The 16,015-nt window shown below is 71.1% G+C and carries 14 protein-coding genes and 1 pseudogene; 7 read left to right on the top strand and 8 right to left on the bottom strand.

What is annotated here, in order from left to right; all coding sequences use genetic code 11:
- Positions 1-136 precede the first annotated feature (136 nt).
- The 7 genes from AB0H32_RS17750 (at position 137) to AB0H32_RS17720 (ending at position 7,518) form a co-directional block, all read left to right on the top strand.
- The gene (locus tag AB0H32_RS17750; protein WP_361120771.1) at positions 137-946 is read left to right on the top strand and encodes an NAD(P)-dependent oxidoreductase; all 810 of its coding nucleotides are present in this window, start codon (positions 137-139) and stop codon (positions 944-946) included.
- Between the two features lie 321 nt (positions 947-1,267).
- Complete coding sequence (locus AB0H32_RS17745) at positions 1,268-2,038, top strand: DeoR/GlpR family DNA-binding transcription regulator (protein ID WP_361120768.1); 771 nt, start codon at positions 1,268-1,270, stop codon at positions 2,036-2,038.
- A gap of 76 nt (positions 2,039-2,114) precedes the next feature.
- Positions 2,115-3,485, top strand: a complete 1,371-nt coding sequence (locus AB0H32_RS17740) for a sugar ABC transporter substrate-binding protein (protein ID WP_361120763.1) — start codon at positions 2,115-2,117, stop codon at positions 3,483-3,485.
- Positions 3,482-4,420, top strand: a complete 939-nt coding sequence (locus tag AB0H32_RS17735) for a sugar ABC transporter permease (RefSeq protein ID WP_361120760.1) — start codon at positions 3,482-3,484, stop codon at positions 4,418-4,420. Before AB0H32_RS17740 ends, AB0H32_RS17735 begins: the two co-directional genes overlap by 4 nt.
- Positions 4,417-5,262: a carbohydrate ABC transporter permease gene (locus AB0H32_RS17730; protein ID WP_361120758.1), complete on the top strand. Its 846-nt coding sequence runs from the start codon at positions 4,417-4,419 to the stop codon at positions 5,260-5,262. The genes AB0H32_RS17735 and AB0H32_RS17730 overlap by 4 nt, the downstream gene beginning before the upstream one ends.
- The gene (locus tag AB0H32_RS17725; RefSeq protein ID WP_361120755.1) at positions 5,259-6,248 is read left to right on the top strand and encodes a zinc-dependent alcohol dehydrogenase family protein; all 990 of its coding nucleotides are present in this window, start codon (positions 5,259-5,261) and stop codon (positions 6,246-6,248) included. Before AB0H32_RS17730 ends, AB0H32_RS17725 begins: the two co-directional genes overlap by 4 nt.
- Before the next feature lie 82 nt (positions 6,249-6,330).
- Positions 6,331-7,518, top strand: coding sequence for a TerD family protein (locus AB0H32_RS17720; RefSeq protein ID WP_361120752.1), 1,188 nt, complete (start codon positions 6,331-6,333; stop codon positions 7,516-7,518).
- A 177-nt stretch (positions 7,519-7,695) separates the two neighbouring features.
- On the opposite strand, the gene AB0H32_RS17715 is transcribed toward AB0H32_RS17720, so the two are convergent.
- The 8 genes and pseudogenes from AB0H32_RS17715 to AB0H32_RS17680 all read right to left on the bottom strand — a co-directional run.
- Positions 7,696-8,268 (bottom strand): helix-turn-helix domain-containing protein, encoded by a 573-nt coding sequence (locus tag AB0H32_RS17715; protein ID WP_361120749.1) that lies wholly within the window; start codon positions 8,266-8,268, stop codon positions 7,696-7,698.
- A gap of 108 nt (positions 8,269-8,376) precedes the next feature.
- A complete protein-coding gene (locus AB0H32_RS17710; RefSeq protein WP_361120746.1) occupies positions 8,377-9,015 on the bottom strand; it encodes a 2'-5' RNA ligase family protein in 639 nt (212 codons plus the stop codon).
- 57 nt (positions 9,016-9,072) lie between these two features.
- Positions 9,073-9,657, bottom strand: coding sequence for a hypothetical protein (locus tag AB0H32_RS17705; RefSeq protein ID WP_361120743.1), 585 nt, complete (start codon positions 9,655-9,657; stop codon positions 9,073-9,075).
- A gap of 143 nt (positions 9,658-9,800) precedes the next feature.
- On the bottom strand, positions 9,801-10,808 hold the full coding sequence (locus AB0H32_RS17700) for a 1-aminocyclopropane-1-carboxylate deaminase (protein ID WP_361120740.1): 1,008 nt from the start codon (positions 10,806-10,808) through the stop codon (positions 9,801-9,803).
- Between the two features lie 14 nt (positions 10,809-10,822).
- Complete coding sequence (locus AB0H32_RS17695; protein WP_361120738.1) at positions 10,823-11,470, bottom strand: GntR family transcriptional regulator; 648 nt, start codon at positions 11,468-11,470, stop codon at positions 10,823-10,825.
- Positions 11,471-11,561: 91 nt separating this feature from the next.
- Positions 11,562-13,145 carry a TROVE domain-containing protein gene (locus AB0H32_RS17690; protein WP_361120735.1) on the bottom strand — a complete coding sequence of 528 codons (1,584 nt, stop codon included), beginning with the start codon at positions 13,143-13,145 and terminating at the stop codon, positions 11,562-11,564.
- Positions 13,146-13,648: 503 nt separating this feature from the next.
- Entirely contained in the window at positions 13,649-15,100 is a 1,452-nt protein-coding gene (locus AB0H32_RS17685) for an alkaline phosphatase PhoX (protein ID WP_361120862.1), read from the bottom strand.
- A 264-nt stretch (positions 15,101-15,364) separates the two neighbouring features.
- Positions 15,365-16,015, bottom strand: a pseudogene (locus AB0H32_RS17680) (hypothetical protein); the annotation flags it as partial.

The following is a 16,015-nucleotide window of genomic DNA, read 5'->3' as shown; positions in this document are numbered from 1 at the left end:
CGGGCAACCCCGCAACAGAGCAATGGATTTCCCCGCCCCGCGACACACTTGACGAGGCCTGTCACGGCTCCCTAGCGTTTCCAAGAATGTGAATCTCGTCCATGCATGCGGCCCGCCGTCGTCAAGGAGATCGAGGATGCCCGCTCCCCGCACCGTTCTGCTCACCGGCGCCGCCGGCGGGCTCGGCACCCTGATGCGGTCCCTGCTGCCGGAGTACGGCTACACGCTGCGTCTGTTCGACGTGCGCCCCGTCGAGGACGCACCCCGGGCCATCACCGCGGACCTCACCGACACGGGGGCGCTGCGCGAGGCCGTGCGCGGCGTGGACGCGGTCCTCCACCTCGCGGGCATCTCCCTGGAAGCGCCCTTCGAGAAGATCCTGAGGTCGAACATCGAAGGCACCTACAACCTCTACGAGGCCGCGCGCCTGGAGGGCGTGCCCCGGATCGTCTTCGCCTCCTCCAACCACGCCGTCGGCTTCACCCCGGCCCCGCGCGAGGGCGACCCGCCGATCCCGGTCGACACCCCGCACCGGCCGGACACCTTCTACGGCCTGTCGAAGTCCTTCGGCGAGGACCTCGCCCAGCTGTACTGGGACAAGCACGGCCTGGAGACCGTCTCGGTGCGCATCGGCTCCTGCTTCCCGGAGCCGAACAGCGTGCGCATGCTCTCGGTGTGGATGAGCCCGGCCGACGGCGCCCGCCTCTTCCACGCGGCCCTGACCGCCGAGGAGGTCGGCCACACGGTCGTCTACGGCTCCTCGGCCAACACCCGCCTGTGGTGGGACCTCGCATCGGCCCGGGCGCTCGGCTACGAACCGCAGGACGATTCCGAGCCGTACGCCGAGAAGCTGATCGCCGAGCAGGGCGAGCTGGACCCGCAGAACCCGGCACACAGCCACCTGGGCGGGCACTTCGTGAGCGACCCGCCGATCTGGCCGTACTGAGCCGGCCTCCTGCACCGAGCCGGTCTGCCCGTACTGAGCCCGCCCGGCCGCACCGAGCAGTACAGGGAGGCGGAAAACGGTCGCCCACGACGGCGGGCGGGCACCGAACGGGCCGCCCGCCGCGGCATTCGGGCATCCCGGCCGCCCGCCCCCACCCCCGCAGGGGGCAGCAGCGCAGGTTGGAGGCGGGCACCCCGTTCGGCGAACGGGCACACACGGGCAGTATCGGGCACCCAACAGAGCTGGTCAGCACCGCGCACCCCCTGTAGAACTTCCCCCATGGGCCCGAACGGGCAGCTCCCCAGGGAAGCGGGTGACGAGATGACCACAAGGACGGCCGAAGAGCGCCAGCGCGAGATCGTGCGGGCGGCACGGACCACCGGCTCGGTCGACGTCACCGCGCTCGCCGTCGAGCTGGGTGTGGCCAAGGAGACCATCCGGCGCGATCTGCGCGCCCTGGAGGACCACGGCCTGGTCCGCCGTACGCACGGCGGCGCCTATCCGGTGGAGAGCGCCGGCTTCGAGACGACGCTCGCCTTCCGCGCCACCAGCCACGTCCCGGAGAAGCGCCGGATCGCGGCCGCCGCGGCCGAGCTGCTCGGGGACGCGGAGACGGTCTTCGTCGACGAGGGCTTCACCCCGCAGCTCATCGCCGAGGCCCTGCCCACGGACCGGCCGCTGACCGTCGTCACCGCGTCCCTGCCGGTCGCGGGCGCCCTCGCCGAGGCCGAGACCATGTCGGTCCTGCTCCTCGGCGGGCGGGTGCGGGCCGGAACGCTGGCCACCGTCGACCACTGGACGACGAAGATGCTGGCCGGTTTCGTGGTCGACCTCGCCTACATCGGAGCCAACGGCATCTCCCGCGAACACGGCCTCACCACCCCCGACCCCGCGGTGAGCGAGGTGAAGGCCCAGGCCATCCGAGCCGCGCGGCGCACCGTCTTCGCGGGCGTGCACACCAAGTTCGGAATGGTCAGTTTCTGCCGGTTCGCGGAGGTCGGAGCGCTGGAGGCGATCGTCACGAGCGCGCAGCTTCCGGCGGCCGAGGCCCACCGCTACTCCCTGCTGGGCCCACAGGTCATCAGGGTCTGAAAACCAAACTCACTCCCCCTGTAGCTTCTCCATAGCTGCGGTGCCCCATATATCCCGATACATCCAGGAGCGATCCATGCGCATCCCGAGCCGACGGAGGCCGCGAGCCACGCTCGCCATGGCCCTCGCAGGGACGCTGCTCGCCCCGCTGCTCTCCGGCTGCTGGGTCGGTGCGGGCGGGACCGGTTCCGGCGGCGACTCCATCAATGTCCTGATGGTCAACAACCCCCAGATGACCGAGCTGCAGAAGCTGACCGCCGCGCACTTCACGAAGGAGACCGGCATCAAGGTCAACTTCACCGTCCTTCCCGAGAACGACGTCCGCGACAAGATCAGCCAGGACTTCGCCAACCAGGCCGGCCAGTACGACGTCGCCGCCCTCTCCAACTACGAGATACCGATCTACGCCCGCAACGGGTGGCTGCACGACATGGACGCGTACGCCGCCAAGGACCGGTCGTACGACGAGCGGGACGTGCTGAAGCCGATGCGCCAGTCCCTCACCGGCGACGACGGCAGGCTCTACGGGCAGCCCTTCTACGGCGAGTCGTCCTTCCTCATGTACCGCAAGGACGTGTTCGCGGCGAAGGGCCTGACCATGCCGGCCCGTCCGACCTGGCAGCAGGTCGCCGACCTCGCCGCGAAGGCGGACGGCGCACGGCCCGGCATGAAGGGCATCTGCCTGCGCGGACTGCCCGGCTGGGGCGAGCTGATGGCACCGCTCACCACCGTCGTGAACACCTTCGGCGGCACCTGGTTCGACAAGGGCTGGAAGGCCCGCCTGGACTCCACCGAGTTCGAGAAGGCGACAAAGTTCTATGTCGATCTCGTCCGCAGCCACGGCGAGTCGGGTGCGGCCCAGTCCGGCTTCGCCGAGTGCCTCAACGACATGACCCAGGGCAAGGTCGCCATGTGGTACGACGCCACCTCCGCGGCCGGTCTGCTGGAGGCGGCCGGCTCGCCGGTCAGGGGCAAGCTCGGTTACGCCCCCGCCCCCGTCGAGAAGACGGACTCCTCCGGCTGGCTCTACACCTGGGCCTGGGGCATCCAGAAGGCCTCCCGCAACCCCGACAAGGCCTGGAAGTTCGTCTCCTGGGCGTCGAGCAAGGGCTATGAGCAACTGGTCGGACGGACCAGCGGCTGGCCCGACGTCCCGGCGGGCAAGCGGGCGTCGACGTACACGAACGCCGAGTACCGCAAGTCGGCCGCCGCCTTCCAGGAGATGACGAAGGAGGCCATCGAGAGCGCCCGGCCCGACGACCCCGGCGTGCAGCCGCGCCCCGCGCCCGGCATCCAGTTCGTCGGCATCCCCGAGTTCACCGACCTCGGCACCAGGGTCTCCCAGGAGATCAGCGCGGCCATCGCCGGAAGCCAGTCCACCGGATCGGCCCTCAAGAAGTCCCAGCAGCTCGCCGAGAAGATCTCCAAGGAGTACGAGGGACGATGACAGCGACGACTACGGCTCCCCTCACAGCCACCCCCGTAAGAACCATGAACCAGCCCTCGGCCCGGCTGCGCGCCTGGGCCACCCGCGGCCCGCTCCTCCCGGCCCTCGTCTTCATGATCGCGGTGACCCAGCTGCCGTTCGTGGCCACGCTGGTGATCTCCTTCTTCGACTGGAACGCCCTCTACCCCAAGGCCCGTCACTTCACCGGCATCGACAACTACCGCCAGGTGCTGACCGACGCGGACCTGCGCCACTCGGTGTGGACGACCGTGCTGCTCACGGTGGCGGTGGTGCTGGCCACTCTGGTCCTCGGCCTGGCGCTGGCGCTGCTGCTGGACCGGAGGTTCCGCGGCCGGGGCGTCGTACGCACCCTGCTCATCGCCCCGTTCCTGGTGGTGCCCGTGGCCGCGGCCCTGCTCTGGAAACATGTGCTCTACAACCCCGAATACGGCCTGTTCAATGGGTTGTTGCACTATGTGGGCGGTCCACAGCCGGACTGGATCTCACACACCCCGCTGCTCGCTGTCGAGGCCTCCCTGGTGTGGCAGTGGACGCCGTTCATGATGCTGATCCTGCTGGCCGGACTGCAGAGCCGGGACCAGCAGCAGATCGAGGCCGCACGGGTCGACGGCGCGAACGACTGGCAGATCTTCCGCCATCTCACCCTGCCCCACCTGCGCCGCTACCTCGAACTGGGCGCCCTGCTCGGCTCGATCTACATCGTGCAGAACTTCGACGCGGTGTTCACGATCACCTCCGGCGGCCTCGGCACCGCCAACCTGCCCTACACCGTCTACCAGAGCTTCTACCAGGCCCACGAGAACGGCCTCGCCTCGGCCGCCGGTGTCCTGGTCGTCATCGGTTCGATCATCATCGCGACCTTCGCCCTGCGCGTGGTGTCGTCCCTGTTCCGCGAGGAGGTGTCCCGCGCATGAGCGCAACCGTCGTGCGGCGCAAGAGCCGCCACGGGCTCGGTCTGGGCCTGGTGGCCTGGCTGGCCGGGATCGTCTTCTTCCTGCCCATCGCCTGGATGGCCCTGACCTCCTTCCACTCCGAGGCGGACGCCGCGACCAACCCGCCCTCCTTCGCCGCCTCCCTCACCCTGGACGGCTACCGCGAGTTCTTCGGCACGGGTGGCGGCGCGAGCCCGTGGCCCGCGCTGATCAACTCCACGGTGGCGTCCGTGGTCTCCACGGTGTGCGTCCTGCTGCTCGCCCTCCCGGCCGCGTACGCGCTGTCCATCCGGCCGGTGAAGAAGTGGACGGACGTCCTGTTCTTCTTCCTGTCCACGAAGATGCTGCCGGTCGTGGCGGGCCTGCTGCCGATCTACCTGTTCGCCAAGAACACCGGCATGCTCGACAACATCTGGCTGCTGGTCATCCTCTACACCTCCATGAACCTGCCGATCGCGGTGTGGATGATGCATTCCTTCCTCGCCGAGGTACCCGTCGCCGTCATCGAGGCGGCGCGGGTCGACGGAGCCCGGCTGCCGACGATCCTCGCGCGCGTGGTGGCCCCGATCGCCCTGCCCGGCATCGCCGCCACCGCCCTGATCTGCTTCATCTTCAGCTGGAACGAACTGCTCTTCGCCCGAGTCCTGACGGGCGTGGTCGCCGAGACCGCCCCCGTCTTCCTGACCGGTTTCATCACCAGCCAGGGCCTGTTCCTGGCCAAGGTGTGCGCCGCGTCGCTCGTCATCTCCCTGCCGGTGCTCGCCGCGGGGTTCGCCGCCCAGGACAAGCTGGTCCAGGGCCTGTCGTTGGGAGCCGTGAAATGAAGGCCGCCGTCATCGAGTCCGTGGGCCGCGCCGTCGTCACCGAGGTCCCGGACCCGACGCCAGGGCCCCGCGAGGTCGTCGTGGAGGTCGCCGCCTGCGGCCTGTGCGGCACCGATCTGCACATCCTCCAGGGCGAGTTCGCGCCCAAGCTGCCCATCGTCCCCGGTCACGAGTTCGCGGGCGAGGTGGTCGGGGTCGGCACCCAGGTCACGGAGGTCGCGGTCGGCGACCGGGTGGCCGTGGATCCCTCCCTGTACTGCTACGAGTGCCGTCACTGCCGCAGCGGCCACAACAACCTGTGCGAGCGGTGGGCCGCGATCGGCGTGACGACGGCGGGCGGAGCGGCCCGGTACGCGCTGGCCCCGGTGGCGAACTGCGTGAAGCTGCCCGAGCACGTGCGCACCCAGGACGCGGCCCTGGTGGAGCCGCTGTCCTGCGCGGTACGCGGCTACGACGTCCTGCGCTCCCGCCTCGGCGCGCACGTCCTCGTCTACGGCTCCGGGACCATGGGCCTGATGATGCTGGAGCTGGCCAAGCGCACGGGCGCGGCCAGCGTGGACGTGGTGGACGTCAACCCCGCCCGGCTGCAGACGGCCCGCCGCCTCGGTGTCTCGCGCGCCGCGGCCGGCGCGGACGAACTGGACCGCCCCCAGGGCTGGGACGTGGTCGTGGACGCGACCGGCAACGCGGCGGCGATCCAGGACGGCCTGGACCGGGTGGCGAAGGCGGGCACGTTCCTGCAGTTCGGGGTGGCCGACTACGCGACGCGGGTGACGATCGATCCGTACCGCATCTACAACCAGGAGATCACCATCACCGGTTCCATGGCGGTGCTGCACAGCTTCGAGCGGGCGGCGGAGCTGTTCGCGAACGGGGTGCTGGACCCCGACGTGTTCATCAGCGACCGGATCCCGCTGGAGCGGTACCCCGAGGCGCTGGAGCAGTTCGCGGCCGGGATGGGCCGGAAGATCGTGGTGGTGCCCTGAGCCGATCGGGGGCGATCGGCCATCGGGACGGTCGGTAAGGGAACGGTAAAGCGGTGTCGTTCGTTCACCCGGCATGACAGCTATGACCCCTGGCTCGAACATCCCTCTGCCGGTCACCCGGGTGACGGTGGACGTCGCCGCGCCGGTGCGGCTCGACGTGTCGGGCCTGCTGCTCACCGCCGACGGCAAGGTGCGCTCCGACGACGACTTCATCTTCTACAACCAGCCCGCCGGACCGGGCGTGACGTACACGTCGGGCGGCGGTGCGGCCCCCGACGCGATCACGGTCGACACCGGTTCGGTGCCGCCGGACATCGAGAAGATCGTGGTCACGGCCAGCCCGGACGCGGCCGGCCAGACGTTCCAGGGCATCGAGCCGACGGCCACGATCCGGGACGCGGACGGCGGCTCGGCCCTGGCCACCTTCACACCGCCGCAGCTCGGCACGGAGACGGCGCTGGTGATCGTCGAGATCTACCGCCGGGGCGGTGCGTGGAAGGCCCGCGCCGTGGGCCAGGGGTATGCCAATGGGCTCGCGGGCATCGCGACGGACTTCGGCGTGACGGTGGAGGAGCCCGCTGCCGCGCCCGCGGCTCCGGCGCAGCAGCCGGCCGCCCCGCCTGCGCCCGCCGCACAGGCCCCCGTCGCGCCGTCGGCCCCGCCGACCCCGCCCGCTCCGGCGCCAGGCGCCGGGAAGATCAACCTGGACAAGGGCCGGGTCAGCCTCCAGAAGAACCAGACCGTGTCGCTGGTCAAGGGCGGGCGCCCGCTGCTCTCGCTGGTGCAGATGGGCCTGGGCTGGGAGCCCGCGTTCCACAGCCGGGACATCGACCTGGACGCCTCGGTCATCGCCTACGGCCCGCAGCGCAACGCCGTCGACAGCTGCTACTTCGGCAAGCTGACGATCCTGAACGGCGCGATCAGACACTCCGGCGACAACCTCACGGGTGAGGGCGGGGGCGACGACGAGGTGATCACGGTCGACCTCGGCCGCCTCCCGCAGGAGGTCACCGGCCTGGTCTTCACCGTCAACTCCTTCTCCGGGCAGAAGTTCACCGAGGTCGCCAAGGCCTACTGCCGTCTGATCGACGCAAGCACCGGCGAGGAACTGGTCCGCTTCGACCTCACCCACGCCGAGCCGCAGACGGGCGTGATGATGGCCAAGCTGATCCGGCAGTTCTCCGGCGAGTGGGACATGACGGCGATGGGCGAGTTCGTGAAGGCACGGACGGTACGGAACATGGTGGAGCCGGGGGCCCGGGCCCTGTGACACCGTGCGGGTCGGAGCGGAGGACCGCCGGCCTCTCACCGGCCGCTCACCCCGCTCCGGCCTGACCGGCTCTCTCCCCGCTCCGGCCCGGACGCCGCCACCCCGGCCACCGCCGCCACCACCGGCACCGGCACCACCGGTGGCGGCGTCCACAGCGGCCGGCGGGACGCCGTGGCCTCACCCCGCCGGCCGCAGTCCCTCCGTCAGCAGCGTCAGATAGCGGCGGATCTCACGCCCCTGTCCGTTCGCCAGCTCCGACGCCGTGGCCACCCCGTGGGCCAGCCGCAGCACCTCGACCGGCTCCACGTCGGCCCGCAGAACCCCCTGCGCCTGCGCCGCCTCCACCAGCCGGGTCGCCGCGCCCTTCACGGACGTACCGCACGCCGTCATCGCGACCGACCCGCCGTCCGTGACCGCCGAGCCCAGCAGGGACTTCAACCCCCGCACCTGGATCGTGGCGACACACAGTTCGTTCAGCCACTCCATCAGCGCCTCGCCCGGCGGCAGCTCCCCGGCCAGCTCGTCGGCCCGCGTCCCCAGCGCTTCGATCCGGTCCACGTAGGCCGCCTCCAGCAGCGCCTGCCGCGTCGGGAAATGCCGGTAGAGCGTGCCCGAGCCGACGCCCGCCCGCTTGGCGATGTCGTCGAGCGACGCGTTCTCCCCATGCTCGGCGAAGGCCTCCGCCGCCACCTTCAGCAGCCGCTCGTAGTTGCGCCGAGCGTCCGCACGCATGGGCCTGACCTGCGGCATCCAGATACTCCTTGCGAACCGGGGACCCTCTGAGCACTCCACCTTCCCCTCAACCGGCAGGTCGGGCAAGGGGCGACGGTCCTGAACGACGCGCTCGCCGCCACCAGGTCAGCGCCGCTCGGGTGGCTCGTAGCCGCCGGCGGCCGGGTCCGGTCCGAGGTCGCGGTGGACCGCGCCGGTGCCCAGGCCGATCGTGGCGCGCGTGCGCATCGGGCCGTCACCGCGGCGGGAGAGCAGGACGATCTCGGCGACGCGCGCGTGCAGCACGCCGAGCCGGGCCGCGCACTCGGCCGTGAGGACGCGCGGGACGCGGGTGCGCCCGAGCGAGAGGTGCGGGGTGAAGCGCGCAGAGCGCTCCCTGCAGTACGGGAAGGGCTCCCCCAGGGTGCGCCGGAGTTCCGTCCAGGGAGCGGCACCGGCCGCCGCGGGGTCGAGCCACACGGTGGCGTAGGACCGGTGACGGAAGGCACGGACCCCGCTGAGCCGGATGTCGAAGGGCTCGCACTCGGCGGCCGCGGCGGCCAGCAGCGGGAGCGCCGCCGGGAAGTCGTCCTCCGGCACGAATCCGAAGAGCAGATTCACATGGGGCGGCCAGCGGCGGATCTGCGGGTCGTGCTCGGCGCGGATGCGCTGGACGGCGGGCCACAGTTCGGCCGGAGGAAGCCATGCCACGGCGGTCCGGGGTGTGGGGGCCGACTCGATGCGGCCGAGGACCTCGGCCGGGCCGGACGTCGGGGGGCGGGTCACACCGCCATCATGTGCCCACCCGCCGACGGCCGCCGCCCCCGGACTCCGTCGAGAGGCTCACGCACCCGACGCCTGCACTGCGACGGAAGTGCTGGAGAAACGCTCGATTCCAGCCCCATGCCGGTGACTGTGGCTGTGCTTGAACACCCAGCGCTCGTGAACATGCCTGGACACCCGCTGCGTGTGCTCGTGCTTCTTGAACACCGGTCGCTTGCCCTCGTGCTTCTTGGACTCCTGCCCCTTGCCCTCGTGCCCCTTCGCAGCGGGTCGCTTGCCCTCGTGCTTCTTCACCACCGGACGCTCTTCCTCGTGCCCCTTGGACTCCTGCCCCTTGCCCTCGTGCCCCTTCGCCGCCGGACGTTTGTCCTCGTTCTTCGCCGCCGGACGCTTGCCCGCGTGTCCTTTGGACTCCTGGCGCTTGTCCTCGTGCTTCTTCGCCGGACGCCGAGTCGCGTGCGAGTCGGAGTGCTGCTCCTCGTCCGGGGCGGCACCCCACGTGACCACGGCGTCGGCCTGCGCGGAAGCCACCACGGACACCTGCTGCGGATCATCGGAGTCGTCGGCGTGGCCGACGCCGACGCCGAGAGTGGACAGCCCTGCGACGACTGCGGCTGTGAGTGCGGCGCGCTGGAACTTGCGCATGGTGTGACCCTTTCTCACCCGAGTGTGGAAACCCTGTTTCAATCGACTACTCAGCGTGAGAATATAAGGACGGATCGTAGTAACTTGCGACCTCGGGATCGGGCGCCGTGTCGGCCCCCTGCGTGGGCGGAACCCGTCCGGAACTAGAACAGGGCGCTGTAGGCGTTGAGTGCCGGTTGCCCGCCGAGGTGGGCGTAGAGCACGGTGGAGTCGGCGCCGATCTCGCCGCGCCGGACGAGGTCGATGAGCCCGGCCATGGACTTCCCCTCGTAGACGGGGTCGGTGATCATCCCCTCGGTCCGCGCGGCGAGCCGCATGGCCTCCAGGGTGGCTTCGTCGGGGATGCCGTAGGTCCCCGCGTGGTACCGCTCGTCCAGCTCGACGGGCAGTTCGCCCTTCACTCCGATCAGCCGGCCTGTGGCCCGGGCGATCCGGGCGATCTGCTCACGGGTGCGGGCGGGCTCGGCCGAGGCGTCGATGCCCAGCACCCGGCGCGGCCGGCCGCCCGCCTCCTCCAGGGCACGGAACCCGGCGATCATGCCCGCCTGGGTGGACCCGGTGACCGAGCACACGATCACCGTGTCGAAGAAGACACCCAGCTCCTGCTCCTGATCGGCGACCTCGTGGGCCCAGCGGGCGAAGCCGAGGCCGCCGAGCGGGTGGTCGGAGGCGCCGGCCGGGACGGCGTAAGGCTTTCCGCCGGCCTCCTCGACGTCCCGCAGCGCCTGCTCCCAGCTCTCCTTGAACCCGATCCCGAACCCGGCCCTCACCAGCCGTACGTCGGCCCCGGCGAGCCGGCTGATCAGGATGTTGCCGACCTTGTCGTACACGGAGTCCGGCCACTCCACCCAGCTCTCCTGCACCAGCACGCACTTCAGCCCGGCGTGGGCCGCGACGGCGGCGACCTGACGGGTGTGGTTGGACTGCACCCCGCCGATGGACACGAGGGTGTCGCAGCCCTGCGCGAGTGCGTCCGCGACCAGGTACTCCAGCTTGCGGGTCTTGTTCCCGCCGTAGGCGATCGGGGAGTTGCAGTCCTCCCGCTTGGCCCACAGGGCGGCGCCGCCGAGGTGGGCGGTCAGGCGCCGCAGGGGGTGCACCGGGGACGGGCCGAAGAGGAGGGGGTAGCGCTCATAGGAAGACAGGGACATGAGGCCTCCGTGAGTCAGTCGGGGTCGGCCAGGTCTGCGAGGGTGCGCCAGATGTCGGCCGTGACACGGACGGCGCCGTCCGTGTCACCGTCGGCGCAGGCATCGATCAGCCGCTCGTGCAGCCCGGCCGAGCGGCAGGAGCCGCCCTCGCCGAAGCGCTGCCGTTCCAGACGGCGGATGAGCGGGGTGTAACGGGCGACGGTGGCGGCCGCCGCACGGTTGCCGCTCACCCGGACCAGGACGTCGTGCAGTTCGTCGTCGGCGCGCAGGGCCGCGTCCACGTCACCCGCCCCCACGGCGGCGGCGAACCGGTCGTTGGCAGCGCGCATCTCCTCCAGGTCGGGCTGCCGCAGCCGGGGGACGGCGACCCGGGTGACCAGCTCGTGCATGGCTCCGACCACGGCCGCCGCGTCGCGTACGTCGGCGGCGACGAGCGGGGTGACCCGGGTGTAGCTCTGCGGCTTGCTCTCCAGCAGCCCCTCGTCCACGAGCCGCGCGAAGGCCTCGCGCACGGGTGCCCTGGACAGGCCCAGCCGCTCGGCGAGGTCGGCGTCGCGCACCACCGCGCCGGGCTCGATCTCCCCGGCCACGATGGCGTCCCGGATCACCGTGCAGGCGCGCTCCCGGAGCAGGGTGCGGGGAACGGGTCGCAGGGTCTCCACGAACTGAAATGTTAGATATCAATTCGCGGGCGGGCAAGGGTGTGGCCCGCACCCCCCGTAGAAGTGCGGGCCACGATCAGGCCGGCCGCGGTCAGGCCATCCACGGCCAGTGGGCGTCACGAGCGGCTTCGAGCAGGGGCACCATCCGGAACGCCGAGTCCGACAGGCCCCCGAAGGTGTGCCTGTTGTCCGCGCCCGACGGACCGTGGCCCGCCCGGTAGCCCTCCAGGTTCCAGGTGTAGACCGGGACGTGCGCCGGGATCTGGGCGGTCGGGTCGCCCTGCTGGTGCGGGGCGTACTGCTCGTCGGTGATGATCAGCACGCGGTCGTGCTTCTTGTAGTGCCGGCGGACCGCCTCGGTGGTGTCGGTGCCGCCCAGGTCGCCGAAGCGCTCCAGGATCTTCAGCACCGACTCGCCCTTGCGGAACTCCACCTTCGCGCTGGTCGAGCCGAACTCGACCAGGTCGGCGTCGGCCGCCCGCAGCGCGAGCGCGGTGCCGAAGATCGCCGCCGCGTCGGCCCGGGTGAGCTGGGCACGGTCGGACACCTGCGACCAGAACATGGAGCCCGAGCGGTCGACCAGCACCAGCGTGCGGCCCGGCAGCGCGGGCACGTTGGCCAGCGAGTGGCCGAGCGCCTGCTCCAGCGGGTACGCCCAGCGCAGCGAGGGCGCGTGCCGGTACGCGGCCAGGTAGCGGAAGGGGAACTGCCGCGAACGCGCCACCTGCTCCGGGTCGCTGATCTTCGCCGCAACCTCGGCGGCGACCTCGTCCGAGACCCCTGCCTCGTCGAAGTTCCGCAGGTTGCGGACCAGCGCCATTGCGCCCATGGACGGGATCACGGCCTCCCAGGCCGCCTTGTCCATCGGGCCCTGCAGCCAGCCGGCCAGCGCCTCCCAGGTGATCCCGGCCGCGGCCAGCCGCTCGGCGCCGCCGGGCGAGGTGACGACCGCGCGCCGCCGGTCGACGGGCAGGGCCATCAGCTCGCGGTGCGCGGTGAGCACCGGGAGCGCGGCGGGCGGTACGGCGGTGTCCGGGTTGTGGCGCCGGTCGAGGGCGTGGCGAAACAGCTCGCCCTGCCACGGCTTGTCCGCGTCCGGCGCCGCGTGCACCAGGTTGAGGATGTCGCCGAAGCGGTAGCCCTTGGACGCGGTGTCGTACTTCAGCAGCGACTTGGCGTGGTACAGCCGTCGTACGGCGTCGGCGACGCCGCGCTTGACCGGCTTGGGGAGGGCGCGGCCGTACGTCGCCGTCCAGTAGGCGAGCAGCTCGCCGGGCTCGTCCGGGCGCTGGAGCACGGAGTCCACGACGTGCCGGTTGGAGGGGCCGTCGGTGGCTCCCGCCTCCAGCCGGGCGTGCACGTACTCGGCGGCGCCCACGATCGAGGCCGTCCGCATGTTGCCCTCGCCGCGCAGCCAGCCGAGCAGACCGGCCGTCCAGTCCGGGTCGCTGACGGCGAGATCGCGGACGAGGCGGGTGAACCGCTCGTCGCGGTCCTCGGCGTTCTCGTAGAAGGTGTTCTGCGAGACGAAGTTGGAAACGGCGAGCAGGAAAAGCTCGGATCGCGGATCGCGCTCCTGTCCGCGGCCGCCCTGGTAGGTCCGCAGGACCCGGCCGGTCGACGTCACCGCCGACTTCAGCTGCGCCTTGGCGGCACGCGTGTTGAATCGCGCCATGGTGAATTCCCCCGAATTCATCGTGTGTTTCGGAGGGAGGCGCAGCAAATGGAGGGTGCCCGAGGTCAGGGGTCGGCGGCGGAGATAAACAACTGCTCTACCACTGAGCTACAGCACCCGCTAAGTGCTGACGGGATTTGAACCCGCGACCGGCTGTGCCTGAAGTATCCGCTGCCTGCGCACCGGGCACCCACCATGTGCTGCGCCTCCCGAGATCAAGTCGGTCACGGCGGGGATTCTCTTTGCAAAAGAAGTAGCCGTGGCCTGCGCACCGGGAGGTGCATAAACTTTTGGGTGTCCAGAGATCGAGGCCGGCGGAACCGACGTGTGGTGCTCTGACCCCTGAGCTACACCGGCCTGTCGAGCCGGTGGCGGGACTCGAACCCGCGGCCTCCCCATGAAGAGTGGAAGTAGGTCCTGCCTGTCGCACCTGGACGTGCATCACTCTAGGAGGGGGACCGCGGGGCGAGCGAGCGAATTAATTGCCGCTTACCGCGCGCAGGTCAGTCGCACTTCTGCCGCTTCCAGGGCCCGGTGACGGCGAGCATGATGCCGGGGGTCTGGATGTTGGCGTAGAGGATCCGGCCGTCGGGCGAGAAGGTGACGCCGGTGAACTCGCTGTACTCCGGCTCCTCTTCGGTGCCGATGTTCAGCTCGTTGCGGGCGATCGGGTAGGTGCGGCCGCTCTCGGTGGCGCCGAACAGGTGCTGGACGCCCTCGCCGTCCTCGGCGATGACGAGGCCGCCGTACGGGGAGACGGTGATGTTGTCGGGGCCGTCGAAGGCGCCGTCCTCGGCGGGGTCCGGGTTCACGCCGAGCAGCACCTTCAGGGTCAGCGTGCGGCGCCCCGGGTCGTAGAACCAGACCTGGCCGTCGTGCTGGACCGGGCTCTCCGCACGGGCGAAGGAGGAGACGATGTAGACGCCGCCGTCGCCCCACCACATGCCCTCCAGCTTGCGGGCGCGGGTGACCTGGCCGTCGGTGAACTGCTTGCGCACCGAGACGGTCTTGGCGTCACGGTCGGGGACGTCCACCCAGTCGACGCCGTACACGGTCCCGATCCTGGTGGCGCGGGACAGGTCGTCCACGTACCGGCCGCCGGAGTCGAAGCACTTGAAGGCCTGGAGCACGCCCGCGTCGTCGGCGAGGGTGCGCAGCTTGCCGCGGCCGTGGCGGAAGCCCTGCGGCGGGGTCCAGCGGTACAGCAGGCCGTTCGGGGTGTCCGCGTCCTCGGTGAGGTAGAGGTGGCCGCGCCTGGTGTCCACGACGACGGCCTCGTGGGCGTAGCGGCCGAGTGCCTTGATCGGCTTGGGGTCGCGGTTGGCCCGGCGGTCGGCGGGGTCGACCTCGAAGACATAGCCGTGGTCCTTGGTCATGCCGTTCTTGCCGGCCTTGTCCTCGGTCTCCTCGCAGGTGAGCCAGGTGTCCCAGGGGGTCCTGCCGCCCGCGCAGTTCTGGGAGGTGCCCGCGATCCCGACCCACTCGGCGACGTGGTCGCGGCGGACCTCGACGACCGTGCAGCCGCCGGAGGCGGCGGGGTCGTAGACGAGGCCCTCGGTCAGCGGCACCGGGTACTGCCAGTTGGCCCGCGGGCCCTTCAGTTCGTGGTTGTTCACGAGGAGGGTGGCGCCGCGGGGGCCGTCGAAGGTGGCGGTGCCGTCGTGGTTGGACGGGGTGAACTCGCCCGACTCCAGCCTGGTCTTCCCGCTGTAGGTGATGACCCGGTACGTGAAGCCCCCGGGCAGCGCGAGGATGCCGTCCGGGTCGGGGATCAGCGGGCCGTAGCCGACCCCGTGGTGGTGCCCGGGCGCCGACTCGCCGTCCGCGCTCTCGATGCCGTCCGTGGCGGCGAGGGCGTTCGGAGCGCTGGCGAGGGCGCCGACGCTGCCCGCCAGTGCCACCCCGGCACCGGTGATCGCGGATTTTCTGGCGAAGTCCCTGCGGGTGAGCGACATGGTCTCTCCTGTGACGGTGGGCGTGCCGTGGAGGGTGGGTGGCCTCGTTGCGGCGCTCACGCTCCCGCCACCTTTTGAACAGGAGCTGAACACCCGGCTACTTCAGAGACCCCTGTTCCATGAATCCGTATGCACAGCCCCATGGCCGGCCAAAGCACCGCCCATGTCCTGCCCACCGTCACCTTTGCCTTCCGCCGCCGCAACGGCGCGCGGCCCGGACCACGGCCTCCGGCGGTGCCCAACCGGCCGCCGCCCGTTCCGCCCTCAACTCCCCTGCTGCGAACGCGCCTTGAACGCGGCCTTGCGCGCCTCCTTCGCCACCCTCTTGTCCGGGTGCAGCCGCCCCATCGCCTCCAGCACGTCCGCGGTGGCGGGATGTTCCACCCGCCAGGCCGCGGTGAAGAACCCACTGTGCTGCTCGGCCAGTCCCTCCACCAGCGCCTGCAGTTCCTCGGAGTTGCCCTCGGCGGCCAGCTGGGCGGCCACCGTGTCGATGGTCAGCCAGAACACCAGGTCCTGGGAGGGCGCGGGAACACCCGAGGCGCCTCGTTCGCTCAGCCACACCCGGGCGAGTCCGCCCAGTTCGGGATCGTCGAGAACGTCCCGCAGGGCGGGCTCGGCCTCGGCGCCGACCAGGGACAGCGCCTGCTGGCAGCGCAGCCTGCGCAGCGGCGCCCCGGCGTCGGCGCCCCGCGCCGCGGCCAGCAACTCCCGTGCCGCGGCGAGCGGTTCTCGTCCGCCCAGCCACTGCTCGGTCTCGGCCTGCGCGGCGTACTGCCCGAAGTGCGCGGTGCCGTCGAGCAGTGCGTCCGCGCCCTTGTCGGCGAGCTCGCCCCCCGCCGGCGCCGACAAACCCGCCGCCCCCAAGCCGGCCCGCCCGCCCGAGGCCCCCCACGGGGGGTGGCCGGCCCAGCC

This window comes from Streptomyces sp. NPDC020362 (assembly GCF_040642095.1).
GTDB lineage: Bacteria > Actinomycetota > Actinomycetes > Streptomycetales > Streptomycetaceae > Streptomyces.
The sequence above is the reverse complement of the archived record's forward strand: the minus strand, read 5'-3'. Positions and strand labels throughout refer to the sequence as shown.